Below are 23169 nucleotides of genomic sequence, written 5' to 3' on the forward strand. Positions count from 1 at the left end.
GGCCGTGGCGGGCGTATCCCTGCTCCTGTGGACCGCGCTTGCCGCCAGCGCCGCGCAGCCCACGTTCTCGCTGAAGGCGATCAAGCACGATACCGAAGTGCTGAGCAGCGACGCGTACGAAGGCCGCGGGCCGCTGAGCGCGGGCGAGGACAAGACGGTCGCCTGGCTCACCGCAGCGATGAAGCGCGCCGGGCTCGCGCCGGGTTGCCAGCGCGCCTACGTGCAGCCGGTGCCGCTGGTCGAGACGCAGACCTTGACCGACCATGCGCCGCGATTCGCCGTGAAGGACGGCAGCGTCGCGTTCGCGTACGGCACCGACATCACGCTCAACACGCGGCGCGCGACGGCGCGCATCGACCTGCACGATTCCGACGTCGTCTTCGTCGGCTACGGCGTGAACGCGCCCGAGCACGGCTGGAACGACTACGCGGGCGTCGACGTGCGCGGCAAGACCGTGCTCGTGCTCATCAACGACCCCGACTGGCGCAGCACGACGACACAGGGCGAATTCGGCGGCGTCGCGATGACCTACTACGGCCGCTGGATGTACAAGTACGAGGAAGCCGCGCGCCAGGGCGCCGCCGCCGCGATCATCGTGCACGACGACGCTGCGGCCGGCTATCCGTTCTCGGTGCCTGCCTCGAGCCTCGGCGGCGCGCGCGTCTCGCTCGACGACGCCGACGCGGATGCATTGCAGTTCGAATCGTGGATCACGCACGATGCCGCACGACGACTCGTCGCCGCCGCCGGCGCGGATCTCGCCACGCTCGAACAGGCCGCCGGCGCACGCGGCTTCAAGGCGCGCGCGCTCGGCATCAAGGCCGACGTCGCGTTCGACGTGAAGTCGCGCCGCGGCGTCTCGCACAACGTGCTCGGCCTGCTGCGCGGCACCAAGCGGCCGGACGAAGTCGTCATCTACACCGCGCACTGGGACCATCTCGGCCGCTGCCCGGCCGACGCGCGCGGCGACACGATCTGCAACGGCGCGATCGACAACGCGACCGGCGTCGCCGGCCTGCTCGAACTCGCGCGCGCGTTCCGTCGCGCGGGCGGCAGCGAACGCTCGATCCTGTTCCTGTCGACCACCGGCGAGGAATACGGCCTGCTCGGCTCGAGCTACTACGCGGCGCATCCGGCCCATCCGCTCGCGAAGAGCGTCGCCGAGATCGACCTCGATCCGCTCGGCTTCATGCTCGGCCGCACGCGCGACATCCGCCTCGTCGCCGACCAGACCGAACTCGCCGCCGTCGTGCGCGCGGGCGCGGCCGCGCAGGGCCGCGTGGTCGAGCCCGACGCGTCGCCCGAGGCGGGCGATCGCTACCGCTCGGACACGCTGAGCTTCGCGCGCGCGGGCGTCCCGGTCGTGCTGCTCGGCAATGGCGTCGACGTCGTCGGCAAGCCGGTCGGCACCGGCAAGGCGCTGCTCGCCGACTACTTCGAGCACCGCTATCACCAGCCGTCCGACGAGTACGACGCGCACTGGGACTGGTCCGGCGCGTTGCAGGACATCGCGCTCTACTACGCCATCGGCCGCCGTCTCGCCGACGACACCGCGTGGCCGAACTGGACCGCGGACGACGAGTTCCGCGCGGCGCGCGATCGCGTGCTCGAGGCGGCGAAGGGGCGCGCGCGGTAGCCGACGACCGGATCGGCACCCGCGCGCGCATCGCGCCCGTTCCGCAATGCGATCGAGCAATCGGGGACGACCCGCCGCGTGCTAGCTTCGGGAACGGGCGGCGAACCGCATGCAGCGGAGCAGGCACGATGCGCATCGCAGGCGTGGGACAGGCGGTGTTCGCGGCGACGATGATCGGCATCGGCGTCGCCGGTTTCGTCGCGCGCGACTTCGCGCCGATCTGGCAGCCGGTGCCGAAGACGCTGCCCGCGCGCGAGGCCCTCGTCCATGCGACCGCGCTGCTGTCGCTCGCCACCGGCATCGGCCTGCTGGTACCGCGCGTGGCCGCGCGTTCGGCGGGCGTATTGCTCGCCGCGCTCGCGCTTTGGTTGCTCGCGTTCAAGCTACGCTTCGTCGTGCGCGCGCCGCTGTCGGTGGTGTCGTACGAGACCTGCAGCGAGACGATCGTGCTCGTCGCCGCGGCGTGGACGCTGTTCGCGACCGTCGTCCCACGACCGGCGCGACCGTGGCCGGCGTTCGCCGCCGGCGAACGTGGCGTGCGTCTCGCGCGCGTGCCGTACGGCCTCGCGCTGATCGCGTTCGGCGTCGCGCACTTCGCCTACCTCGCGCAGACCGCGGCGCTGGTGCCGTCGTGGCTGCCCGCGCCGACCGCGTGGGCGTCGCTCACCGGCGCGACCTACATCGGCGCCGGCATCGCGATCCTCGGCGGCATCGGTGCGCGCCTCGCGGCGACGCTGTCCGCGCTGCAGATGGGTGGCTTCACGCTGCTCGTGTGGGTGCCGACGCTGTTCGCGGGGCCGAGCACGGACCAGTGGAACGAGTTCGTCGTGTCGTGGGCACTGACCGCGGCCGGCTGGGTCGTCGCCGACGCGTACCGCGGCCGCGCGGGGTTCGCCCGCGAAACGCCCGTAGGCACGTGAGATCAGCGCTGCTTCTCGGTTCGCCGCGCGAGGGCGTGCGATGATCGGGGCCCCGCGGAGCCCCCGATCATGCGCATCCTTTTCGCCATCGCTGCCGCATCCGCGGCCGCCGTCCCGCTCGCCTCGCGCGCGGCGACGCTCGAGGTCGGCCCGGGTCATGCGTACGCGACGCCGTGCGCCGCGATCGCGGCGGCGGCCGCGGGCGACACGATCCTCGTCGATGCCGCGGGCAGCTATGCCGGCGACGTCTGCGCATGGTCGAAGGACGGCCTTACCGTGCGCGGCGTGAACGGGCGACCGCACGTCGACGCGAACGGCGCGAGCGCGCAAGGCAAGGCGATCTGGGTCATCGCCGGCGACGACACGACGATCGAGAACATCGAGCTGTCCGGTTGCCACGTGCCGGACATGAACGGCGCCGGCATCCGCCAGGAAGGCGCGAACCTCACCGTGCGGCACGCCTACTTCCACGACAACGAGGACGGCATCCTCGCCGGCGAGAACACCGCGAGCACGATCACGATCGAGCACAGCGAGTTCGCCCGCAACGGTGCCGGCGACGGCTACTCGCATAACCTCTATATCGGCCACGTCGCGCGGCTCGTGTTCCGCGCGAACTGGTCGCACGACGCGGTCGTCGGCCACCTGCTGAAGTCGCGAGCCGCGCGCAACGACATCCTCTACAACCGCCTCACCGGCGAAGCGGGCAGCGAGAGCTACGAGATCAACCTGCCCAACGGCGGCCTCTCCTACGTGATCGGCAACCTGGTCCAGCAGCCGGCGACGACGCAGAACGGCGCGATGCTCGACTACCTCAGCGAAGGCGCCGGCGCGAACACCGACTTCCGCCTGTTCGTCGTCGGCAACACGTTCGTCAACGACCGCGGCAGCGGCACGTTCCTGCAGGTCGGCGGCACGACGCCCGCGCTCGCGCGCGACAACCTCTTCTTCGGCGGCGGCACGGTCAGCTCGCAGGCGAGCGCCGTGCTCGACCACAACTACGCCGGCAGCGTCGACCCGTTCGTCGACGCGGCGAACTACGACTACCGCCTGCGCGCGGACGCGATCGCGGTGATCGACCAGGGCGTCGCACCCGGCAGCGGTGGCGGCGAATCGCTGGCACCGACGAGCGTCTACCTGCACCCGGCCGCGATCGCGCCGCGCGTCGCGCTCGGCACGATCGACATCGGCGCCTACGAATGGGCTGGCGACGCGATCTTCGCCGACGGCTTCGACGGCTGAGCATGAGGCACGCGCCGCCTTCGTCGCGCCCGTGCGGGACTACTCGAAGCCGTCGGCGAAGATGTCGTCGGCGACGAATGCGAGCACGCGCCCGCTGTTGACGTCCGTAGCGTGGTCGTAGTTCGGCGCGCCGACGAACAGGCGGTCGCCGACCACCGCGATCGCGCGCCCGGCCTGCTGCCCGATCGACGGCTGGTCGTGGCTGTACAGCTCGCGGATCGGCGCCCATCCGCACGACGTGAACAGGCAGATGCGCTGCGCGACGATGACGCCGCCGGTCGCACCGGTGCCGCCGAACACCGTGTGCACGCGGAACGGTGCGCCGCCGAAGACACGGTCGCTGGCCGCGTCGTAAGCGACCGACGATCCGAGCGCATCGCCGGTGGCCGCGTCCGCGAGCACGATCTCCTGCGCCTGCTGCCAGCCGCCTGCGCCATCCGGCTCGCACACGAACACCGCGCCCGCGTTGCCGGCCGGCGGCGCGGCGCTCTTGTCGCGGCCCGGCGCGCCGACCACCACCCGCGAAGCGGCGACTGCGACGCTGCTGCCGAAGAAGTCCTGGTCGTGCGGCGACGGTGGCGTCAGGTAGGCGACCTGCACCCAGCCCGTCGCGGTGTGCGTCGCGTTCGCGAACACGTATGCGGCGCCTGCGTCCGTCGCGCCGGCGCCGAGATCGCGGCGCGGCGCGCCGATCACGAGCAGGTCGGGCTCGCCGGCGGCGCCGCGATGGATCGCGAGGCTCGCGCCGAAAGCGTCGCCGGCGACGCCGCCCGGTTCAGCGATGAACTGGACGTCCGCCATGCCCGCCAGCTGCGTGACCATCACGTAGCCTCCCGCGAACGCCGGCGAACCCGGCCGGCTGTCGACGCGCCACGGATCGTCCTGCGCGAGGCTCGTGCCGAAACGGTCGCCGGCGAGGCTGAAACCCGTGCCGGACCACAGCCAGTGCTGGCTGTCCGCGTGGTAGTCGTACTGCGAGATCGCACCCGCATCGGCGCCGTTGGTCGGATTGCCGGGTTCGCCGACGCGCAGCACGTCGCCCTGCACGCTCAAGGCCGCGCCGAACAACCCGCCCGCGTGCAGCACGTCCGGAATCACCGACGCCTGCGGGCCACCGGCGAACCGGCGCACGGCGACGCGCCCGGCCACGCTCACGCCGTTGACGCTCGCGCGCGGCTCGCCGATCGCGAGCTGCAGCGCATCCGCCGCGAGCGCTGCGCCGAACTGCGCGCCCGCCTGCGGCTGCAACGGCATGATCGTGTCGAGTTCGATCCACTCGAACGAACTCGCCCATGCGGACGGGCCCTGCGCGGCGAGCACGAGGCAGGCACCCAGGGAAGCGAACGAGGAGCAGCGTTTCCGCGCGCGAGCGCGACGGGTGCACGGAATGCCGAAACGCGATCGCTGGGACATGGTCGTGGCTCCGTCGGGTCGACGGAACAGGAATGCCGGCGGGCGACGAAGCGAACGGCGCGTGCGTCCGGCGTGCTAGCGCGGCACGCCCGGCTCGTCGACGGGCACCCAGTGCCGGCTCTGCGTGCAGGTGGACGTCTTGTACGCATGATTCACCCAATCGCCGCCTTCGATCGCGAACGCGATCGAATACTCCTTGCCGCAATCGGCGATGCCTGCCGCGGTCGTGCGGCCGGTCACCGGGCCGAGCTGGCCTTCCAGGTGCGCTTCGCCCTCGTCCACCTCGAATTCGCGCACGAGGAAATAGCCGGCCGGCAGCGTGCCCGCCGCGCCGGGTACCGCCGCGACGACCGGATGCACTCGCTTCAAGGCGTCGCGCGCACGCGGGTCGAGTGAAGGCGGCGCGACGATCGTTTCGATCGCGCCGTGCGCGTCGATCTGCCGGAAGGTCTCGGCCGCGATCGCATCGAAGTCGCGCGGGTCCACGTGGAAGTCGGCCATGCGCCGGGTCTGCAGGTACGTGGCGCCGTTGCACGCGGCGAGGGCGAGGCCGGTGAAGGCCATGAGGATGGATCGCACGATCGTCGGCTCCCGGTCGGTTCGCAGTCGCGGCGCGACCGCGCCGCGCCGCCTGCCCATGGACCAACGCACGAACAGGTTCGGCGGGGTTGCTTCGCGCGGCACCGCCGACGGCATCGCCGCCCGTCGCGTCCCCCTAGCCGTAGACGCACTGCAGCGACAGCACGAACAACGCGCTCGCCGCGACGATGTTCGGCCGGATGCGCGCACGGCGCGCGCGCAGCGCGTACGCCGCGAGCAATGCCGCCGCGACCAGCGCCTCGGTCCACCAGCCGTTGCTGCGACCGAGCCAGCCCGGTACGCCGGCCCAGCCGTGCAGCACGTTGCCGAACGCGATCGATGCATGCGGATAGAGCTGCAGGCGGGCGGGATGCATCGGCAGGTCGAGCAGCAGGTGGCTCGCGACCGCTGCGCCGATCGCGAGCGCGACGCCGCGATCACGCGGCCATAGCAGCACGGCGCAGGCGACCGCCTGCAGCAGGATGGACAGCATCGAATGCGACCAGCCGTCGAACCAGGTCGCCGCGTCGACATGCTCGATGCCGCCGATCGCCAGCGCGAGCCACAGCAGGTCGGGCAGGAACGCCGCGCCGACGAGCGCCCACACCGGCGCCTTCGGCTGGACCGCCTTGATCGCGAGCGCGGCGGCGACGTGCGCGGCGTACATCAGCGCGCCCGCGTGTCGTCGTGGATCAGCGCGAGGATCGCCGCCGGCACGAGCACGAGCAGCAACTGCACGACGAAATCATGCCACGTCATCATCGCGGACCCCCCACGCGAACGGCGATGCGCGCGATGCTAGCGGAGCGCGCGGTGCGCGTCGAAGCGCGTTCGCGTGACCGGCGTTGCGCGCTCGACGCCTACGCGGGCGCGTACGCGACCCAGCCGCGGAACGTGAACGCCGCGTAGAACAGGTCGATCCGTTCGAAACCCGCCTCGCGCAGCAATGCGACGTCGACCTCCGGCGCGAGCAGCGGCAGTCGGCTGCCGATCGCTTCGACGGCGTTCCGCGCATTCGACGCCTCGATCCCCGACGCCGCCGCGAACGCGGCGTAGCGTTCGAGCCAGCGCGTCTTGCCCGCGTCGTCCTGCGGAAAGCTGTGGTGCGCGACGACGAGCGGCGCGCCCGGCGCGAGGCGACGGCGCAGTTGCGCGAGCGCGCGCAGGCGCTCGGCCGCATCGAGGAAGTGCAAGGTCAGGAGGCAGGTCGCACCGTCGAACGGACCGGTGGGTGCGTCGTCGACGTAGCCTTCGTGCCAGTCGACGCGCGCGGCGAGATCGCCGAGCGTCGCACGCGCGAGCTGCAGCATCGGCGCCGATGGATCGACGCCGACGAAGCGCCAGCTCCGGTGTGCCTCGGCGAACACCTTCAATTCGAGCCCGCCGCCTGCACCGAGCACGAGCACGCGGCCGTCGACGGGCACCGACTCGGCGAGCAGCAGCTCCGTCATCCGCTGCAATGCGTGGAAACCCGGGACCTGGCGGACGGGGCCTTCGGCGTAGCGTGCGACAGCCTGGGGATCGGAGAACGACAAGGCGATTCGACGTGGCGGGACGTCAGCGATGCTACTGCGCGCTTCGCGCGCGGGTCAAAGCGCGAGCGTCGAGCGCGCACCCACGCGCATCGCCCACGTCGGCGAGCCCGCGCGACCGTTGCGGCGGCGGATTTGTGTCATGGCACAAATCCGCCGCGCGATCCGTTTGACAGCCCGCGCCGGCGTGTCGACGATCGACGGCTCGCAGCGTCGCGTCACGCCATCGCGGACCGCGCGCAACCCGCAGCACGAGGCCTCCATGCGCACATCCACTCCCACGATCGCATCGATCACGCTGGCCGTCGCGGCCGCGTTCGTCGCGGACGCCGCACGTGCCGACGTCGTCGGCATCTCGATCGGCAGCGACCTCCTGGTCGACGCCGCCTATGGCAGCCAGGGTTACACCGTCGTCAACTACAACGACGAAGCAGGTACGTGGGACGAAGCCGTGCGCCTGATCCCTGCCGACGGCGGCGGTACCTGGATGGTCGGCTTCCATCGCACCAATGCGAACGGCGACCGCGTCGCGATCGCCAGGCTCGACGCGAACGGCGTGCTCGACACGGGCTACGGCGACGGCGGCAAGCAGCTCGCCGACACCGCGATCAACCTCGTCCACGACGTGATCCTCGTCGACGGGCGCTTCTACCTCACCGGCATCCACTACCTCGACGGCGGTTTCGGCGATGCCGCGGTCGCCTGCGTCATGCCGGACGGCGCCCCGTGCGCGGGCTTCGGCAACGCCGGCTCGGTCGAGCTCCCGCTCAACGCGCCCGGCTTCAACAGCGACGCCGCGCGCATCCTGCACCGCGACGGTGCGCTGTACGTGGTCGGCAACACCGATCCGGGCGGTTCGAGCGGCCACTCGAGCGCGATCGTCGTCGCCAAGCTCGACGCTGCGACCGGCGCGCTCGTCGCGAGCTTCGGCGACGGCAGCGGCCCGCTCGCGGGATCGGCCGTGTTCGACCCCAACCTCATCGTCGACGGCTACGACTTCGCCTATGCGGCCGCGTTCGCCGCGAACGGCGACGTGCTCGTCGGCGGCTCCGCGCAGGACGACCGTGGCAGCCGCGCCTACGTACTCGCGCTCGACCCGGCGACCGGCGCGCTCGACCCCGCGTTCGGCGACGGCGGCTACGCCTGGGCTTCGCTGCAGAACGGCGTGAACCACGACGACCTCACCGTGCGCGCGTTGCAGGTGCTCGGCGACGGTCGCATCGTCGCCGCCGGCAACGCGAACCACGACGACGAGTTCTTCAACACGACCACCGGCGTGCTGCTCGTGTCGCTGCAGCCGGACGGTACGCGCACGCCCGGCTTCGGCGTCGACGGCCTCGTCCACGCCGACATCGGCGTGAACCTGCAGACGACCGACCTCGTCGTGCGCGCGAACGGCGACCTGGTCGTGTCGACGCCGTCGAACGGCATCGTGCCGAACGACTACAACTCCGACACGCTGCAGTCGATCGTGCAGTTCGATGCCGCCGGCAACGGCCCGACCGCGACCGTGTCGATCGAATACCCGTCGCTGGTGCTGCCGCAAGGCTGGCCGATGTCGATGCTCGTCGACGCGAGCGACCGCGTGCTCGTCGCGGGCTTCCGCCTGTGGGACTTCAACTTCCCGATCCCCGACTCCGACCACGTCGTCACGCGCCTCGTGCGCGACGTGATCTTCGCGGACGGCCTCGATCCCTGAGGTGCGCCCGATAACGCGCGGGGATCGCAGGGAAGACCGCGGCGCCGTACGCGGCCTGGCGTCATGGGGACGGATGCGTCACGCATCGACGCATGCCGTCGCGTTGCGACGCGGCATCTTCGCCGACTGCCTCGCCGCGCATGGCCCCGTTCTTGCTTGGGTTTCCCTCACGCACGGCGGCGGGCGACCGCTCGCGACGCCGTGCGCCACGCGCTCGCCATGCTGGCAGCCGCGTCCACCATGCTTAGGGGAACCCATGTCGATCCGGACCATGATCCAGGCAACACTGCTGTGCACGGCGCTCGCGCTACCGGCGCTGCAGGCGGCCGCCGCCGACGAGTGGCATTTCAAGGTCACGAACGCCACCGAAACGCGTATCACGAAGCTGCAGGTGTCCGAGGGCAAGAAGACCTGGGGTGATTTCGACATCGGCCGTGGCATCGCGCCAGGCAAGACCGAGACGCTGGTCTGGGACAGCAGCACCGACGACGAGAACTGCGAGCAGTGGATCCGCGCGAAGTTCAGCGACGGCAGCACGAGCGCGCCGAGCAAGCAGAACTTCTGCGAAGACCTCGACACGCCGATCGAATTCTCGGAGGAGTGATCGCGTGGAATTGCCGATGACGTGAACACGAGGGACGGCATGCCGGTTCCGGCCGAGCGCCGGCGTCGGCATCCGTCCCTCTGCTTCGGCGATGCCTCAATGCTTGAGGTGCGCGCAGCGGTCACGGCGCCGCGCTCGCGCGCGCGTGACGGGAGTGGGCGACCGCTTCGTGCTGCGGCGCGCGTCAGGACGCCGGCGGCCTGCGCCGCGCACCGTCGTCGACGCGTTCACCCGCGCGGTCCGCACGCTGCTCCGCCGGTGGCGCGATGCGCCGGAGGTTGAGCGCGGTGTTGACGAGCGCGATGTGCGAGAACGCCTGCGGGAAGTTGCCGACGAGCCGCCGTGCGTCGACGTCGTACTCCTCGGACAGCAGGCCGAGATCGTTGCGGATCGCGAGCAGGCGCTCGAACAGCCGCCGCGCGTCGCGATGCCGGCCGAGCATCGTGTACGCATCGGCGAGCCAGAAGCTGCACGAGGAACGCGCCCTCGCCCGCGGGCAGGCCATCGTCCGCCTCGGCGCTGTCGTAGCGCAGCACGAATCCGCGGCGCACGAGGTCGCGTTCGATCGCCGCGACCGTGCCGCCGATGCGCGGGTCTCCGGGCGGCAGGAAACCGAGCTGCGGCATCAGCAGCAGGCTCGCGTCGAGGTCGCTGCTGCCGTACGCGCGCACGAACGTGCCACGCCCGCGGTCGTAGCCCTTCCTGCAGACCTCGCGATGGATGCGCGCGCGCAGGCGGCGCCAGCGCCCGACCGGACCGTCGAGGCCGAGGCGCTCCACGCTCTTGACCGCTCGATCGAACGCGACCCACGCCATCACGCGCGAATAGGTGAACGCGGCCGGATCGCCTCGCCCTTCCCAGATGCCCGCATCGGGTTCGCGCCAGATCGTCTCGAGATGCGCGAGCAGCGCGCGTTGCAGTTGCCAGCTCGACGCGTCGCCGGTGAGCGAGCCGCGACGCGCATGGTGCAGCGTGTCCATGAGTTCGCCGTAGACGTCGAGTTGCAGTTGCGCGTGCGCGGCGTTGCCGACGCGCACGGGCGCCGCCCCTTCGTATCCCGCGAGCCACGGTACCGACCACTCGGTGAGTCGGCGCTCGCCCGCGATGCCGTACATGATCTGCATCTGGCGCGGATTGCCCGCGACCGCGCGCAGCAGCCAGTCGCGCCAGGCCGCGGCCTCCTCGAAGAATCCGGCGTTCATCATCGCGAGCAGGGAGAGCGTCGCGTCGCGTACCCAGCAGTAGCGGTAGTCCCAGTTGCGGTGGCCGCCGAGCTGCTCGGGCAACGACGTCGTCGGCGCAGCGACGATGCCGCCGGTCGGCGCGTAGGTGAGCGCCTTGAGCGTGATCAGCGAGCGACGGATGTCCTTGCCCCACGGCCCCTCGCCTTCGAAGCGCGCGATCCATTGCGTCCAGAACGCTTCGGTCTGCCCGAGCGCGCCATGCGGGTCGATCGGTCGCGGCGGCGCCTCGTGCGAACGCGCGTAGGTGAGCACGAACGGCACCGCGTCGCCCGCCTCGACCGTGAATGCGGCCGCCATGCGTTCGCCGTCGCCGCGCACGCCGACCGGCGTGCGCAAGGTCACGCTGTCGGGGCCTGCGATCGCGCGCACGCCGCCGTCGTCGAGCCGCACGACCCAAGGCACCTGCGCGCCGTAGCCGAAGCGCGGCACGAGCTCCATCGCCATCGGCACGCGGCCGCGATCGCCGCGTACGATGCGTACGATGTCCGAGCACGCGCCGCGTGGCGGCATGAAATCGACGAGCGTCACGCGGCCCGTGCGCGTCTCCCAGCTCGTCTCCAGCACGAGGGTCGGGCCGCGATAGGCGCGCGTGCACGTCTTGACCGCCGCGCGCGGATGGATGCGCCAGCGACCATCGTCCGCGCCGCCGAGCAACGCCGCGAAGCAGGCGTCGCTGTCGAAGCGCGGCCAGCACAACCAGTCGATCGATCCGTCTCGGCCGACGAGCGCGGCCGTCTCGCAGTCGCCGATGAGGCCGTAGTCCTCAATGCGTGCCATGGCGCCCGGCGGCGAAGTCGAGCACGACCTTGACGTCGCCCGCGCGCGGCTCGAACGCCTCGCGCCACGCATCGAGCCCGACGCGACGCGTGACGAGGCGATGCAGCCAAAGACGATCGGCGGCGGCGAGCGCGCTCGCGCCAGCCGCGTAATGCGTACGGCGCGCGTTGACCGAGCCGAAGACGATGGTGTTTTCGAGCACCATCTCGCGATTGATCGCGCCCGCGTCGACGCCGACCTTGGTGCCCGTGCGCGACACGCCCGTGAGGCAGAGGATGCCGTTCGGACGCAGCCGCTTGATCGCCTCGACGATGACGGGCGCCGCGCCCGTGCATTCGATCACGACGTCGAACGCGGCGTCGGCGGCAGGCGGTGAGCGCGGCGTGCCGTAGCGGGCACCGATGTCGCGTACGAGCGCGGGCTTCGGCCCGTCCTCCGCACGGTCGTAGACGGCGACGTCGCAGCCGCGCTGCACGCCCATCAGCGCGGCGAGCAGTCCGATCGGCCCCGCGCCCGTGACCCATACGTCGTGGATCGTGCTCGCGGCCGAGCGCGCGGCGAGCCGCTCGATTTCCGCCCAGGCCTTCGCGACGACGCTCGCAGGTTCGGTCAGCACGCCCGCGATGCCGAGTGCCGCATCGACGCGCACGGCGAAATCGGGCTCGATGCGCACGACGTCGGTCGCATAGCCATCGCGCGCCTTGATGCCGCGTTCGGTGTAGGCACCGTTCTCGCACAGGTCCCACTCGCCGATCGCGCAGTGGGCACACGGGACCGGGTCCGGCCGGCGCACGATGCCCGCGACCGGATCGCCGGGCGCGAAGCCGCTGTCGGCCGGCGCTTCGAGCACGTGCCCCAGCGACTCGTGGCCGATGATGAGCCGCTCGCGCCCGGGCGGCGCTTCGCCGTATGCGCCCGCTAGCAGTTCACGGTCGGTGCCGCAAATGCCGATCGCTTCGATCGCGACGACGAGCGCACCTTCGGCGCGCGCGGGCGCGGCGACTGTTTCAAGGCGGGCCGAACCTGCGAGCCCGGGCTCGAACGTGATGGCGCGACGGCGGCGTTCGGCGGCGTCCATGCGACACCAGTAACCGATCCGCACTGAATCGCGGCTTATCCATGCCGTCTGGAGGTACCCGCCCATCGACGATCGAAAGCGCGGGGACGCTGACACGTCGAGGCGTTGCCGCCGGTTGTCCGGAGTCCTTCTCCGCTTGCTCCGCTTGCTCCGTGTGCTCCGTGTGCTCCGTGTGCTCCGTGTGCTCCGTGTGCTCCGTGTGCTCCGTGTTTCAATCTCTGGATCTCTTGCTCTACTTCGTGTCCTTCGTGTCCTTCGTGTCCTTCGTGTTTCAATCGTTCCGCTTTCGCGCTTTCGCCTCGACGATCAGCGCCCATCGAAGCCGTCGTCGAAGATGAAGGCGGGATCGGTGTCGAGCAGCAGGTCGAGGTTGGTGACTGCGTTCGGGTAGCCCGACGAGATGTGCAAGGTGCCGAAGCGCAGCGTGTTGTTGCCGTCGACGAGTTCGGACAGCGGCACGTCGATCGCGTGGTTGTAGCCGCCGGTCTGCCCCGGTGAATCGAGCATCGCGACTTCGCCCGGCGTGAACGCGCGCTCGTGCGCGGGATGGCCGTTGAGCTGCCAGCGCAGGCGGCCCGTACCGAGGCGGATGCCGTCGATGTCGTAACCCTGGTAATAGCCGTTGAAGACGAGCCGCGCGCGCGTCGCGTGGCGCAGCGACACCGCGCGGAACACGAGCGGGTCGCCGAGCGCGCCCACGCCGTCGGGGATCACGTAGCCGAGGCTGAGGCCGGGATGTTCGATCACGTTGATCACGCCGGGCGGAAATTCGTCGGTGGTCGTGAACGTGTGCGGGACCTCCGAAGCCGGCACCTCGTACTCGCGCGTGCCCGGCAGCACCGGGCCGTCGAAGCCGATGTTGTCCCAGTACGTGTTCCACGAGCGCAGCGGTCGCGGCAGGTCGCCGAACGTGATGCCGTACTTCCAGGTCGCGTGGTTGTGCGCGATCAGCGAGACGTAGCCGCGCGTGAACGGCAGCGGCGTCGCGAACGTGTCGACGCGCCGGCTCACGAGCGGGCCGAACGTGACGCCGTCGGCCGACGGTTCCGAGGTGAGCACCTCGATCTGCTGCGTCGACAGGCGCAGCTCGACGCGGCAGAGGTGGCCGCGCTGGCGCGGCACGTCGCTCGACGTGCCGGGCAGGTCCGTCATCGCATGGTCGCGCACGTCGTGCACTTCGATCGGGCTGCCGAGGAACACGACGACGACGCCGTTGCGCGGGTTCGGACCGCGGCCGTTGACGTCCCACGTCGGCGCGGGCGACGGATCCTCGCTGACCACGACACTCGTGTAGCCGAGCAGGAAGTTCGAGGCGAGGTCGGTGTCGAACACGATGCGACCGGTGCGGTTCGCGAAGTCGAACGGCTGGCGGATGCGGTACGCATTGCTGCCGTAGTTCTGCGAGCCGACCGCGGTCATGAGGTAACGACTCTGGATCGGCGGCGACGGATCGCAGACGAGCGTGTCGCGTGTCGGCATGAGCAGACCCGTGACGTCGGCGCGGCACGGCGGCGGCTCTTCGGGGATCAGGCCGAACTCCGCTTCCCACACCCAGAACGTGACGCCGTCGCCCGTCGACAGCGATGGTGCGTAGCGCGTCGCGCTGAAATGGGTGCGGCTCAGTTCGACGCCGCGACCGCGGTCCCACGCCGGCGCGGGTCCCTGCTCGAACGTTTCGCAGAACGCGGGCTGCGCGAGCGGGCACGTGGCCGCATCGGCGGCGGCGCCGGCGAACAGCAACGATGCGCCGATGCACGCACGGTGCACTCGCCGAGCGTGGCGACGGGTTCGATGACCGCGCATGCGCACTCCCCAGGCCGCCGGTTCGCCGGCATTGTCGGAGCGCGCGCGTGCGTGTTTGCTCGACCGCTTCGCAGTTCGCACGATCGGCCTCGCGTCGTCGACGCGACACCGCGGCCACCGCGGCTAGTCACACCGCCGCGCGACGACGGTCTGGCCCTTGACGACGGTCTCGCCCGGCACCCCGCAGAACCGCGGCGTGCGTTCACGCTGCGCCGCGTCGTTGTCGCGCAGGAAGCCGCCGGCGTCGATCGGATCGGGTTGCGCCGGCCGCGCGATTTCGAAGTGCACGTGGTCGAGCATCGCGCAACCGACCGCGCCTTCGTCGCCGAGGTAGTCGCCGGCCTGCACGGCGTCGCCGACCTTGCGATGCGCGCGGCCGGTCACCGAACCTTTCGCCAGATGCGAGTAGTTGCTCCATTCGCCGTTCGCATGCTCGATCCAGACGTAATTGTTGTGGCAGTCCTTCGCCGCGCGGCCGGACTGTTGTTCGCCGTACCCGTCCTGGATCGCGACGATGCGACCGGCCGCGGCGGCGACGACGCGGTACGGCGCCTTGCCCTCGACCGCGAACAGGTCGACGCGACCGGGCGGGCGATGCGTCGTCGCGTCGTCGAACACCTTCACGCGCGTGCCGTCGGCGAACGGCAAGCGATAGCGCCCTTCACTCGCTTCACCCGGCGCTCCCGCCGACGCCTGCACCACGGCGGCAGCACTCGTGCAGGCGAGCAGTATCCTCGCGGCCCGGTTCATCGTGGGTCCTCCAGCGGCTCTCGATAGGTCGCTTACGAGCGTGCGGGCGGACCGCTGAACCGCGCCGATCCACGCCGGCCCCATCGACGCGACGCGCGCTGCGATGCGTCATCGATCGCGACCGCACCGTCACCGGTTTCCCAACTGAACGTGCGTATACTCCACCGGCCAGTCGAGTCCACAGGGGGAATCGATGCACCCGTCCACTACGCGCCCGGGCGGGCGCGGGCGCCTGCTTGCGTCCGGCCTCGCCCTCGCGCTCGCCGCACTGCTCGTGTCGCCGGCTTCAGACAGCCGCGCGGGCACGCCGACCTATTCCATCGACTTCCATCGCGTCGGTTCCGGCGCTGCGCGGCTGCGCGGTGCGTGCTACCGCCTCGCCGGCAGCGTCGGCGAAGCCGCGCCCGGCTATTCGAGCGGGCCGACGATGGAAGTGGTCTCCGGTTTCTGGGCCGCCGCGGGCAATCCGCCGGACCAGATGTTCTTCAGCGGATTCGAGGGGTGCTGACGATGAAACGTTGCCTGTCCGTGCTGTTCGCGCTCGTGCTCGCCGGCCTGCTGCACGGCGTCGTCGCCGCGCCGCTCGCGCCGCAGTCGAGCGCCTTCACCTACCAGGGCCAACTCAACGCGAGCGGCACGCTCGCCAACGGCACCTACCTCTTCACGTTCACGCTGTTCGACGCCGCGAGCGGCGGTGCGCAGGTGGTCGGCACCGCGCCGATCCAGCAGTCGATCGTCGTCGTCGACGGCCTGTTCACGACCGACCTCGACTTCGGCGCGGTATTCAACGGCACGCAGTACTGGCTCGAGATCAAGGTCGGCACGACGCTCGCGAACCAGGAAACGCTGGCCGGGCGCCAGGCGGTGTCCGCGGTACCGGTCGCGCAGTATTCGCTCAATCCCGGACCTGCGGGGCCTCCCGGCGCGCCAGGCCCCGCGGGGCCGGCGGGACCGCAAGGTCCGGTGGGCCCGGCCGGCCCGCAAGGCGATGCGGGCGCCGTCGGCCCGGCCGGACCGCAAGGCGCGACGGGCGCGGCAGGCCCAGCGGGTCCGCAAGGCGATACCGGCGCGATCGGTCCGCAAGGTCCGCAGGGCGCGACCGGCGCGATCGGCCCACAAGGTCCGCAGGGCGCGACCGGTCCGATCGGTGCGACCGGCCCGCAAGGAGCGACGGGACCGGCCGGCGCCGCCGGTGCGACGGGCGCGCAAGGGCCGCAAGGCGTGCAAGGCGCGACGGGCGCGACCGGAGCCACCGGTCCCGCGGGCGCCACCGGTGCGACGGGCCCGCAAGGCCCGGCCGGCGTCGCCAACGTCTACGGTGACGGCTCCGACGGTGCGGGTTCGTTCGCGACGGTCGACTGGACCTCGGCGCCGCCCGCGAGCACGTTGCAGTTCACGACCCTCAGCGTGACCGGCAACCTCACCGTGCCGAGCGGCATGGTGATCCGCGCGACCGGCAACGTCACGATCAGCGGGCAGATCCTCGTCGCGACGAACACGAACGCGGGCACCGGCATCGGCAGTTCGGCGGCCGTGCTCGGCAACAACAACGTCGGCGTCGGCGGCGGCGCGGCGAGCCCGCTGTTCGCGCGCCTCGGCGTGAGCCCCGGCCCCGCCGGCGGCGGCATCGGCCCGTTCGTCAACAGCGGCGTGCAGAACCCGGCCGGCGGCGGCGGCACCGTGGTCATCATCGCCGGGGGCACGATCACGATCAGCGGCGGCGGAGCGATCCGCGCGGACGGTGCGGTCGGCACGGCCGCGATCGCGTCGACGAGCAACGGCGGCGGCGGCGGTGGCGGCGGCATCGTCATCCTCGCCTCGAAGACCGGCATCACCAACAGCGGCACGATCAGCGCGGCCGGCGGCAAGGGCGCGGACGCGCTCGCCGGCGCGACCGGCTCGGCCGCGTCCGGCGGCGGCGGCGGCGGTGTCGTCAACCTGCTCGCACCGACGATCACGGCCGGTTCGACCAACGTCGGCGGCGGCGCCGCCGGTGCCGGCACGAACAGCAATGCGAACACCGCCTTCGGCGGCGGCGGCGGCGGTTCCGCCGGCGCCGGCGGCAACAGCGGCAACATCGGCACGAACGCGACCGCCGGCGGCAACGGCAGCCTCTTCACGAAGATCACGAGCGATCCGTCGCCGCTGTTCGTCTCGCCGGTGCATCGCTGAGGCGATCGCAAGGCGCATGATGCACGGCCGGCGACCGCCGGCCGTGCAAGGGGAATCGGCGCGCGCGGCCTCGTCCAGGCACCGGGCGGGTTCGCGCGACGCGATGCGGATGCACGCAATTCCGGTTCCGCTTGATCCCGGTCAAGGCACGCGGCACGCGCGAGGAGGACGCTGGAGTCCTCTCCTTCGACGGGGCAACGCCGTGGACATCAAGGACGCGATCTACCATCGCCGGGCCGAGCGCGCGTACACGAGCGAGGCGGTCGACGAATCCGTGCTGCGCGAGCTCATCGACGCAGCGGTGCAGGCGCCGAGCGCGATGAACGCGCAGTCGTGGACGTTCTGCATCGTGCGCGATCCGACGATGCTCGCCGACATCGCGACGCGCGCGCGCGAGCACATGCTCGCGAACACGCCGGCCGGGCTGCTCTCGCATCACGTGGACACGGTCCTGCACGACGCGAACTTCGACATCTTCTACGGCGCACCGGCGCTCGTGCTGATCTGCAGCACGACGGACCATCCGTGGGCGGTCGAGAACTGCGCGCTCGCCGCGGAAAACCTCATGCTCGCCGCGCACGCCGCGGGCCTGGGCACGTGCTGGATCGGCTTCGCGCAAGCGTGGCTGCGCAGCGCCGAGGGCAAGGCGTTCCTCAACATCCCGTCCGAGATCCGCCCGGTCGCACCGATCATCGTCGGCCACCCGGCCGGCACGGCGAGCGTGGTGCCGCGCAAGCCCGCGGAGATCCGCTGGTTCGGCGCGGACCGCTGAGCGCACCCGCCGCGAACACGCAACGACGAGCCGGGGCCGTGCTCTTCCTTCTATCATCGGCATGCCCTTGGAGGCTGCCGATGAACATCCAGCCCGTTGCCGCGTTTCGACCAAGCCTCGCCCGCATCGCGGCCGCCGTCGCGCTAACGTACGCGTGCACGGCGGCGGCCGGGCAGCCATTGCTCACGTTCGTGCCGCTCACGCCGACGACGCTCGTACTGCCGGTCGACGGCGAGGCCTCGGTGCAGTACGCCGTGACGAACCCGTCCGTATCGCCGCGCACGTTCGTGATCACGCCGATCGCCGGCGTCGACATCGATACTGCGGGTGGCCACTGCGCCGATCCGTTCGTGCTCGCGTCGCACCAGTCGTGCACGCCCGCGCTGCACCTGGTCGGCAGCGCGATGGGCGGCGACATCGACGGCGGTCCCGTGGCCTGCGTCGACGGCAATCCGCTGCAGTGCTGGCAGCCGTCGCCGGTCGACCAGTTGCACGTCACGCTCGTCGACGACGTCGTGTTCGCGGACGGCTTCGAGATCGCGCCGCTGTCGGCGTAGTCACTTCGTCGCCCGAACGCGCGTGCAGGCGGCGCAGTATCGATGCTCTGATCCAGTCCCCTCCGATCCACCGCAACGACGCCTTCGAACCGCCGAGCGATGGTCGGCGCTTCGGTGCCCGCGACGAGCGGCACGCCCGCATCGGCCATCGTCTTGACGAAGCGCCGCAGGAACTCGAGTCTCGCGCCGAGCGTGCCTTCGTGCGCGCCGTAGTCGGCGCGGCGCCTCTCGATCCGTCGCGCGGGCGGGAGACAGCGCACCTCCGGCGCGCGCCGCATGGTGCGCGGAATATCGGGCCGTCCCTACTGCTCGGCGATGGCCGCGTGGGTGCGCAGATCCTGCCGCATCGAGACAACGGACGTCGTCCCCGCTACCCTCGGACCTTCCGCGACGTCGCATGCCCGCGAGGGAAAGATGACCTTTGAGGAAATGCAGAAGGATTTCATCGTGCGTCGCAAAGGCTCGCTGGCGCTGCCGATCACCGGCGTCATCGCCTACTCGAGTGCGGCGTTCGCGAGCCTGGTGGTGCCCGCTCCGCACCACAACCTCGTGCTCGCCCTCTGCTTCTGGATGATCATGCCCGTCGGCCTGCTCATCGGCCGCTTGCGCGGCGAGGAAATGCGCACGCGAAAGGACAACCCCTTGTTCGATCTCTCCGCCAAGGCGCGCGTGATGGCGCTGTCGACATGGGCCATCCATATCCCGGTCTGGATCTACGCGCCATCGCTGTTCCCGATCACGGTGGGGATCGGCTTCGCCTTGCACTGGGTCATCTTCTCGTGGACGACCGGGCATCCGGTCGGCTTCGTCCACCTCGCGATGCGCATCGCGTTCGTGCTCGCTGCGTGGCACCTGTTCCCCGCGAACAGGGTGGGCGCGGTCGCCGCCGGCATCGTATTGGCCTATGCGATATCACTGGTGCAACTGTGCACGATCGACTGGCGCACACGCTTCGATTTGAAGCAGGATCCCCGATGGGCCTGAGGCCAGGTTGTCCGATTCCGCGTGCGGATCGCCGGGGCGATGCGTCGATCCGCGCCGTCGCGACGGTGTGCGGCGACAACTAGTCGTAGTCGGGCAGGACGATGTCGTCGCGCAGATCGCGGCCGATGAGGTAATCCGCGACCGCGGGGATGCGCAGCAGGCGCGTGAGTGCATCGCGCACGCGCACGCCGATCGCGGTCCTCGGCGCGAACGACGAGGCGAGGCGGACGGCAGTCGCCTGCTTGGCGGCGAGGAATGGCCGCAACAACGCCTCGTAGCGCGCGAACGCTGCGGCCGTGTCGCCGCCGCAGCGGCCGAGTTCGCCGGCGAGCACGTAGGCTTCGGTCATCGCGAGCCCGGTGCCCTCGCCCGCGAGCAGCGATACGCACGCCGCGGCATCGCCGAGCAGCGCGACACGCCCTTTCGTCCACGCCGGCATGCGGATCTGGCTGACGCGGTCGAAGTAGACCTCGGCCACGCCCTGCAGCGCGTCGAGGATCGCCGGGCATTCCCAGCCGACGTCGGCGAACACGTTGGTGAGCACGCGCTTGCGTTCGGCGTCGTTCGACGGCTCCCGCTCGCGCAGGTGTTCGTCGGCGACACGAACAGGAACAGCGTGCGGTCATCGCGCATGGAGAAGCGCGACACCTGCTTGCCGGCGACGCCATGGCTGACGTAGACCAATTCTTCGCGCGGGCGGTAGCCGACCGCGTCGAAGGCCGCGACGTGGTAACCGAGCGGCACCTCGAGGACATCGTCGTCGCCCAACGCGAGCGCGCGCACGCGCGAATGCAGTCCGTCCGCACCGACGACGAGGTCGAAATCGCGTGCGGCGGCGCGTTCGAAGCGCACGCGCACGCGATCGGCGTCCTCGTCGATGCCGGCGATCGAATCGCTGAACAGCGTTTCGACCTTGCCGTCGAGTGCGGCGAAGATCGTCGCGGCGAGGTCGCTGCGCCGTACGCTCGTGAACCGATCGCCGGTGAGCCGAGTGAACACGTCGACGTCGAAGCCGCCGCGGCGGCGGCCGTGTGCGTCGACATAGCGCACCTCGCGGACCTGGTAGCCGAATCGACGCACGTCCGACAGCACGCCCATCCGTTCGGCGATGTCGTAGCCAAGCCCCCAGAAGTCGATGACGTAGCCGCCCTGGCGCAGCCGCGGAGCCTGTTCGACGAGGACGACCTCGTGGCCGGCACGCTGCAACCACCAGGCCAGCGTCGATCCGGCGATACCCGCTCCGTTGATCGCGATGCGCATGCGCTGCTTCGCCCCGGTCTGCATGGACGACGCACGAGTATCGAAGGCAGCATGCAACCTCGCATGAATGCGCGACTCGAACGCGCGAGTCGGCTGCGCGTTGCCAACGGCGCATGATGGCGATACCGTCGGATCCACATGGGCGCGGGCGCGATCGGCGCTCGCGTGATGCAGTCGCGATCCACGAGGGAACGATCATGACGAACGAAGCGAGCACGACGCCACGTGCAGCCGCCGACTGGACGGTCGCCGGCGTGCAGACCGCCACCGGTGTCGAGGGGCGCGCGCGCGTGGAAGTCCTCGTGCGCGGCAAGTACACCGGCAGCGTCGACCGCGGCAGCGGCGTGGACCAGCTGCGCGTCGCGGTGTGGGACGACGGGCAGGAGAAGGACTTCAAGGTCGTCGACATCCCGCTCGGCACGACGGCCGCGCTCAGCGTGCGCCTCGGCTTCGACGGCCTCTACGCGGTCGTCGCCGACGGCATCGGCGTCACCGTCAGCGTCGGCTCGGATGCGGGCGGGGAACACGTGTTCCACCTCGATCCGTTCTTTCCCGCGAAGGGCTGAGGGTGCGGGCGATCTGCTTGCGTGTCGACGAAGCCGTGAGACGGCTTCGTCGGTCGTTCTGCGCAGCTCATGCCGGAGCCTAACTTCCGCATGCGAACGCAACGAAGAGCGGTACACCTCGTTGCGTTTGCGCGCACTATCGATCCGCACAACCAGTGTTGGCACTCATGCGGACATTCGTGAGGGTTCCCGTGACCATGTAGCACGAGTTACCAACGAGGGCTCCTTTCGCGGCGGCGGAAAAATTGACCACGCCTTGAATGTGCGAGTTGCTGATTTTTAGGATCGCCGTCGCATCTTCCACGCTGACCAGGTTCAGTCCGTTGCTTTCCGCCCACATCCAGGCGTCGCTGATGCTCAGGCGCGAACCGGTACCCGTATTGAGTATCCTGAACGCCGCATACCCCGGGGTTTGGGAAGGGTCGCCGCTGAAGCCGATACCCGAGATCGTGACGTAGGACGCCGAGCCCACTTCGATGTATGGCGTGCGTGTTTCCCAGTCCTGTATTTGAGTCAGGTTGAGGATTCGCCCCGCACCATCCGAACTCGAGATGTAGACCGCGGCTGTTCCCGACGTGGCGGTGGTATTCAGGCCCCCGTCAATGAAGGTCGCATCGGCGCCGGTCCCACCCGGACCATCGGAAAGAATCACGCGCTGGTACGCGGAGAGGTGAAACTGGTTGAAGCTTACGTTTGCAACGTGACCATCCAGATGAACGGCCACGTTCATTCTGGCCGGACTGTTCGACTCGCCTATCACGATGTTGCGCAAGTGCGGGCCGACGAGCAGATCGTTGACGGGAGTCGTAGTGCCGATGAAGTGGATGCCCTTGTCGAAGTTGTCGATCCGGACATCGGAAACGCTCGAATAGTCGGCAGTCGGCGAGAAGCGGATGGCCTCCGATCCCGCAACCGTGCGACCGGGCCCGTAGATGTAGACATCGCGAAGCGCGAGGTTCGTCCTTTGCGTCGACGTGGTGCTTCCGATCAGTATGCAGGGCGCTGCACCGGTCTGGCACGTGATCTTCGAGGGCATCCCCTGGAGAAGCACGGGAGGGGGCTCGATGGCGCCCGGGCACGTCAGGTTGATCGTCGTGGTGGCGACGTAGTTGAGCGGGACGGTGACGCTTCCGCCTCCGGCACAAGCAGCAGCAATGTCGTCATTCAGCGTCGCATGGGCCGTCGACGTGGCGGCGAGTAGTGCCAGCAGTATCGCGATTGGCTTGTTGCTCATCGGCTTGTTCCACTGCTATGCAGCAGATGCTGCTTTTTTATTTTATGCGACAAAGAAGCATCCTTCGCCCGCTTGCTTCACAGTTCCTGTACTCGACGAAGGTTCCGATCGAGACAGCCTGACCGTTTCCGGGCGAACGCGCCGACGACCGCGCGATCAAAGTCCGCGAGCAGCCACACCTAGACCTCCACCAACGGCCTCCGTCGCCGTTGTCGCTCCTTGAATCCAAACCGCCCTGTCGGCGCATCCATGCCTCCCGAGCCCGCGGCCATCCCGGTCCGGCAAGGTTTCCCCCACCCCCGTGTCCGCCACCGGCAAGCCGGCGGCGGACGCCTGCAGGAGCGCAA

Annotated in this window: 21 protein-coding genes and 2 pseudogenes; 11 read left to right on the top strand and 12 right to left on the bottom strand. The window is 70.3% G+C overall.

The features are described from left to right. The first annotated feature begins 4 nt into the window (after nt 1-4). The 3 genes from FHW12_RS14265 to FHW12_RS14275 all read left to right on the top strand — a co-directional run bounded on the left by FHW12_RS14265 (nt 5) and on the right by FHW12_RS14275 (nt 3798). On the top strand, nt 5-1636 hold the full coding sequence (locus tag FHW12_RS14265) for a M28 family peptidase (RefSeq protein WP_220484461.1): 1632 nt from the start codon (nt 5-7) through the stop codon (nt 1634-1636). Between the two features lie 128 nt (nt 1637-1764). Then, entirely contained in the window at nt 1765-2556 is a 792-nt protein-coding gene (locus tag FHW12_RS14270) for a DoxX family protein (protein ID WP_182531695.1), read from the top strand. 69 nt (nt 2557-2625) lie between these two features. Further along, nucleotides 2626-3798 (top strand): right-handed parallel beta-helix repeat-containing protein, encoded by a 1173-nt coding sequence (locus FHW12_RS14275; RefSeq protein ID WP_182531696.1) that lies wholly within the window; start codon nt 2626-2628, stop codon nt 3796-3798. A gap of 39 nt (nt 3799-3837) precedes the next feature. Here FHW12_RS14275 and FHW12_RS14280 read toward each other — a convergent pair whose 3' ends face one another. The 5 genes from FHW12_RS14280 to FHW12_RS14300 all read right to left on the bottom strand — a co-directional run bounded on the left by FHW12_RS14280 (nt 3838) and on the right by FHW12_RS14300 (nt 7586). Then, the gene (locus FHW12_RS14280; protein WP_182531697.1) at nt 3838-5211 is read right to left on the bottom strand and encodes a hypothetical protein; all 1374 of its coding nucleotides are present in this window, start codon (nt 5209-5211) and stop codon (nt 3838-3840) included. Nucleotides 5212-5286: 75 nt separating this feature from the next. Then, on the bottom strand, nt 5287-5790 hold the full coding sequence (locus FHW12_RS14285; RefSeq protein ID WP_182531698.1) for a hypothetical protein: 504 nt from the start codon (nt 5788-5790) through the stop codon (nt 5287-5289). A 136-nt stretch (nt 5791-5926) separates the two neighbouring features. Next, nucleotides 5927-6457, bottom strand: coding sequence for a hypothetical protein (locus FHW12_RS14290; protein ID WP_182531699.1), 531 nt, complete (start codon nt 6455-6457; stop codon nt 5927-5929). Nucleotides 6458-6650: 193 nt separating this feature from the next. After that, on the bottom strand, nt 6651-7241 hold the full coding sequence (locus FHW12_RS14295; RefSeq protein WP_182531700.1) for a methyltransferase domain-containing protein: 591 nt from the start codon (nt 7239-7241) through the stop codon (nt 6651-6653). 138 nt (nt 7242-7379) lie between these two features. After that, nucleotides 7380-7586, bottom strand: coding sequence for a hypothetical protein (locus FHW12_RS14300; RefSeq protein ID WP_182531701.1), 207 nt, complete (start codon nt 7584-7586; stop codon nt 7380-7382). Here FHW12_RS14300 and FHW12_RS14305 point away from each other — a divergent pair. Both FHW12_RS14305 and FHW12_RS14310 read left to right on the top strand, forming a co-directional pair. Then, on the top strand, nt 7585-9021 hold the full coding sequence (locus FHW12_RS14305) for a hypothetical protein (RefSeq protein WP_182531702.1): 1437 nt from the start codon (nt 7585-7587) through the stop codon (nt 9019-9021). The genes FHW12_RS14300 and FHW12_RS14305 overlap by 2 nt on opposite strands. A gap of 271 nt (nt 9022-9292) precedes the next feature. Beyond that, the gene (locus FHW12_RS14310) at nt 9293-9625 is read left to right on the top strand and encodes a hypothetical protein (RefSeq protein ID WP_182531703.1); all 333 of its coding nucleotides are present in this window, start codon (nt 9293-9295) and stop codon (nt 9623-9625) included. 184 nt (nt 9626-9809) lie between these two features. Here the strand turns inward: FHW12_RS14310 and FHW12_RS14315 are convergent. From FHW12_RS14315 to FHW12_RS14330, 4 genes and pseudogenes are all read right to left on the bottom strand, one after another. Next, a pseudogene (locus FHW12_RS14315) lies at nt 9810-11646 on the bottom strand (glycoside hydrolase family 15 protein). Further along, nucleotides 11633-12724 (bottom strand): alcohol dehydrogenase catalytic domain-containing protein, encoded by a 1092-nt coding sequence (locus tag FHW12_RS14320; protein WP_182531704.1) that lies wholly within the window; start codon nt 12722-12724, stop codon nt 11633-11635. The pseudogene FHW12_RS14315 and the gene FHW12_RS14320 overlap by 14 nt, the downstream one beginning before the upstream one ends. Nucleotides 12725-13030: 306 nt before the next feature. After that, a complete protein-coding gene (locus FHW12_RS14325) occupies nt 13031-14491 on the bottom strand; it encodes a hypothetical protein (RefSeq protein ID WP_182531705.1) in 1461 nt (486 codons plus the stop codon). A 159-nt stretch (nt 14492-14650) separates the two neighbouring features. Then, complete coding sequence (locus FHW12_RS14330) at nt 14651-15277, bottom strand: M23 family metallopeptidase (RefSeq protein ID WP_182531706.1); 627 nt, start codon at nt 15275-15277, stop codon at nt 14651-14653. 193 nt (nt 15278-15470) lie between these two features. Here FHW12_RS14330 and FHW12_RS14335 point away from each other — a divergent pair, with 193 nt between their 5' ends. The 5 genes from FHW12_RS14335 (at nt 15471) to FHW12_RS14355 (ending at nt 19762) form a co-directional block, all read left to right on the top strand. Beyond that, nucleotides 15471-15785 (top strand): hypothetical protein, encoded by a 315-nt coding sequence (locus tag FHW12_RS14335; RefSeq protein ID WP_182531707.1) that lies wholly within the window; start codon nt 15471-15473, stop codon nt 15783-15785. A gap of 2 nt (nt 15786-15787) precedes the next feature. Next, nucleotides 15788-17449, top strand: coding sequence for a collagen-like protein (locus FHW12_RS21630; RefSeq protein WP_182531708.1), 1662 nt, complete (start codon nt 15788-15790; stop codon nt 17447-17449). A 202-nt stretch (nt 17450-17651) separates the two neighbouring features. After that, complete coding sequence (locus tag FHW12_RS14345) at nt 17652-18221, top strand: nitroreductase family protein (protein ID WP_182531709.1); 570 nt, start codon at nt 17652-17654, stop codon at nt 18219-18221. A gap of 80 nt (nt 18222-18301) precedes the next feature. Continuing rightward, complete coding sequence (locus FHW12_RS14350) at nt 18302-18778, top strand: hypothetical protein (protein WP_182531710.1); 477 nt, start codon at nt 18302-18304, stop codon at nt 18776-18778. A gap of 315 nt (nt 18779-19093) precedes the next feature. Beyond that, a complete protein-coding gene (locus FHW12_RS14355) occupies nt 19094-19762 on the top strand; it encodes a DUF7010 family protein (RefSeq protein WP_182531711.1) in 669 nt (222 codons plus the stop codon). 79 nt (nt 19763-19841) lie between these two features. Here FHW12_RS14355 and FHW12_RS21090 read toward each other — a convergent pair whose 3' ends face one another. After that, nucleotides 19842-20306, bottom strand: coding sequence for an FAD-dependent monooxygenase (locus FHW12_RS21090; RefSeq protein ID WP_310735243.1), 465 nt, complete (start codon nt 20304-20306; stop codon nt 19842-19844). 287 nt (nt 20307-20593) lie between these two features. After that, nucleotides 20594-21046: pseudogene (locus FHW12_RS21835) on the bottom strand (FAD-dependent oxidoreductase); the annotation flags it as partial. A gap of 173 nt (nt 21047-21219) precedes the next feature. Between FHW12_RS21835 and FHW12_RS14365 the strand changes: the two are divergent. Continuing rightward, nucleotides 21220-21588, top strand: a complete 369-nt coding sequence (locus FHW12_RS14365) for a hypothetical protein (protein ID WP_182531712.1) — start codon at nt 21220-21222, stop codon at nt 21586-21588. Between the two features lie 136 nt (nt 21589-21724). Here the strand turns inward: FHW12_RS14365 and FHW12_RS14370 are convergent, their stop codons facing one another. Next, nucleotides 21725-22822, bottom strand: a complete 1098-nt coding sequence (locus FHW12_RS14370; protein WP_182531713.1) for a hypothetical protein — start codon at nt 22820-22822, stop codon at nt 21725-21727. Nucleotides 22823-23169 lie beyond the last annotated feature (347 nt).

The organism is Dokdonella fugitiva, from assembly GCF_014138265.1.
Classification (GTDB): Bacteria; Pseudomonadota; Gammaproteobacteria; order Xanthomonadales; family Rhodanobacteraceae; genus Dokdonella_A; species Dokdonella_A fugitiva_A.

Bases quoted from the DNA above. Each gene is read 5' to 3' on its own strand.
- FHW12_RS14270 (WP_182531695.1), top strand. From the start codon at position 1,765: ATGCGCATCGCAGGCGTGGGACAGGCGGTGTTCGCGGCGACGATGATC.
- FHW12_RS14275 (WP_182531696.1), top strand. From the start codon at position 2,626: ATGCGCATCCTTTTCGCCATCGCTGCCGCATCCGCGGCCGCCGTCCCG.
- FHW12_RS14280 (WP_182531697.1), bottom strand. From the start codon at position 5,211: ATGTCCCAGCGATCGCGTTTCGGCATTCCGTGCACCCGTCGCGCTCGC.
- FHW12_RS14290 (WP_182531699.1), bottom strand. From the start codon at position 6,457: ATGTACGCCGCGCACGTCGCCGCCGCGCTCGCGATCAAGGCGGTCCAG.
- FHW12_RS14295 (WP_182531700.1), bottom strand. From the start codon at position 7,241: ATGACGGAGCTGCTGCTCGCCGAGTCGGTGCCCGTCGACGGCCGCGTG.
- FHW12_RS14305 (WP_182531702.1), top strand. From the start codon at position 7,585: ATGCGCACATCCACTCCCACGATCGCATCGATCACGCTGGCCGTCGCG.
- FHW12_RS14300 (WP_182531701.1), bottom strand. From the start codon at position 7,586: ATGGAGGCCTCGTGCTGCGGGTTGCGCGCGGTCCGCGATGGCGTGACG.
- FHW12_RS14310 (WP_182531703.1), top strand. From the start codon at position 9,293: ATGATCCAGGCAACACTGCTGTGCACGGCGCTCGCGCTACCGGCGCTG.
- FHW12_RS14320 (WP_182531704.1), bottom strand. From the start codon at position 12,724: ATGGACGCCGCCGAACGCCGCCGTCGCGCCATCACGTTCGAGCCCGGG.
- FHW12_RS14330 (WP_182531706.1), bottom strand. From the start codon at position 15,277: ATGAACCGGGCCGCGAGGATACTGCTCGCCTGCACGAGTGCTGCCGCC.
- FHW12_RS14335 (WP_182531707.1), top strand. From the start codon at position 15,471: ATGCACCCGTCCACTACGCGCCCGGGCGGGCGCGGGCGCCTGCTTGCG.
- FHW12_RS21630 (WP_182531708.1), top strand. From the start codon at position 15,788: ATGAAACGTTGCCTGTCCGTGCTGTTCGCGCTCGTGCTCGCCGGCCTG.
- FHW12_RS14350 (WP_182531710.1), top strand. From the start codon at position 18,302: ATGAACATCCAGCCCGTTGCCGCGTTTCGACCAAGCCTCGCCCGCATC.
- FHW12_RS14355 (WP_182531711.1), top strand. From the start codon at position 19,094: ATGGCCGCGTGGGTGCGCAGATCCTGCCGCATCGAGACAACGGACGTC.
- FHW12_RS14365 (WP_182531712.1), top strand. From the start codon at position 21,220: ATGACGAACGAAGCGAGCACGACGCCACGTGCAGCCGCCGACTGGACG.
- FHW12_RS14370 (WP_182531713.1), bottom strand. From the start codon at position 22,822: ATGAGCAACAAGCCAATCGCGATACTGCTGGCACTACTCGCCGCCACG.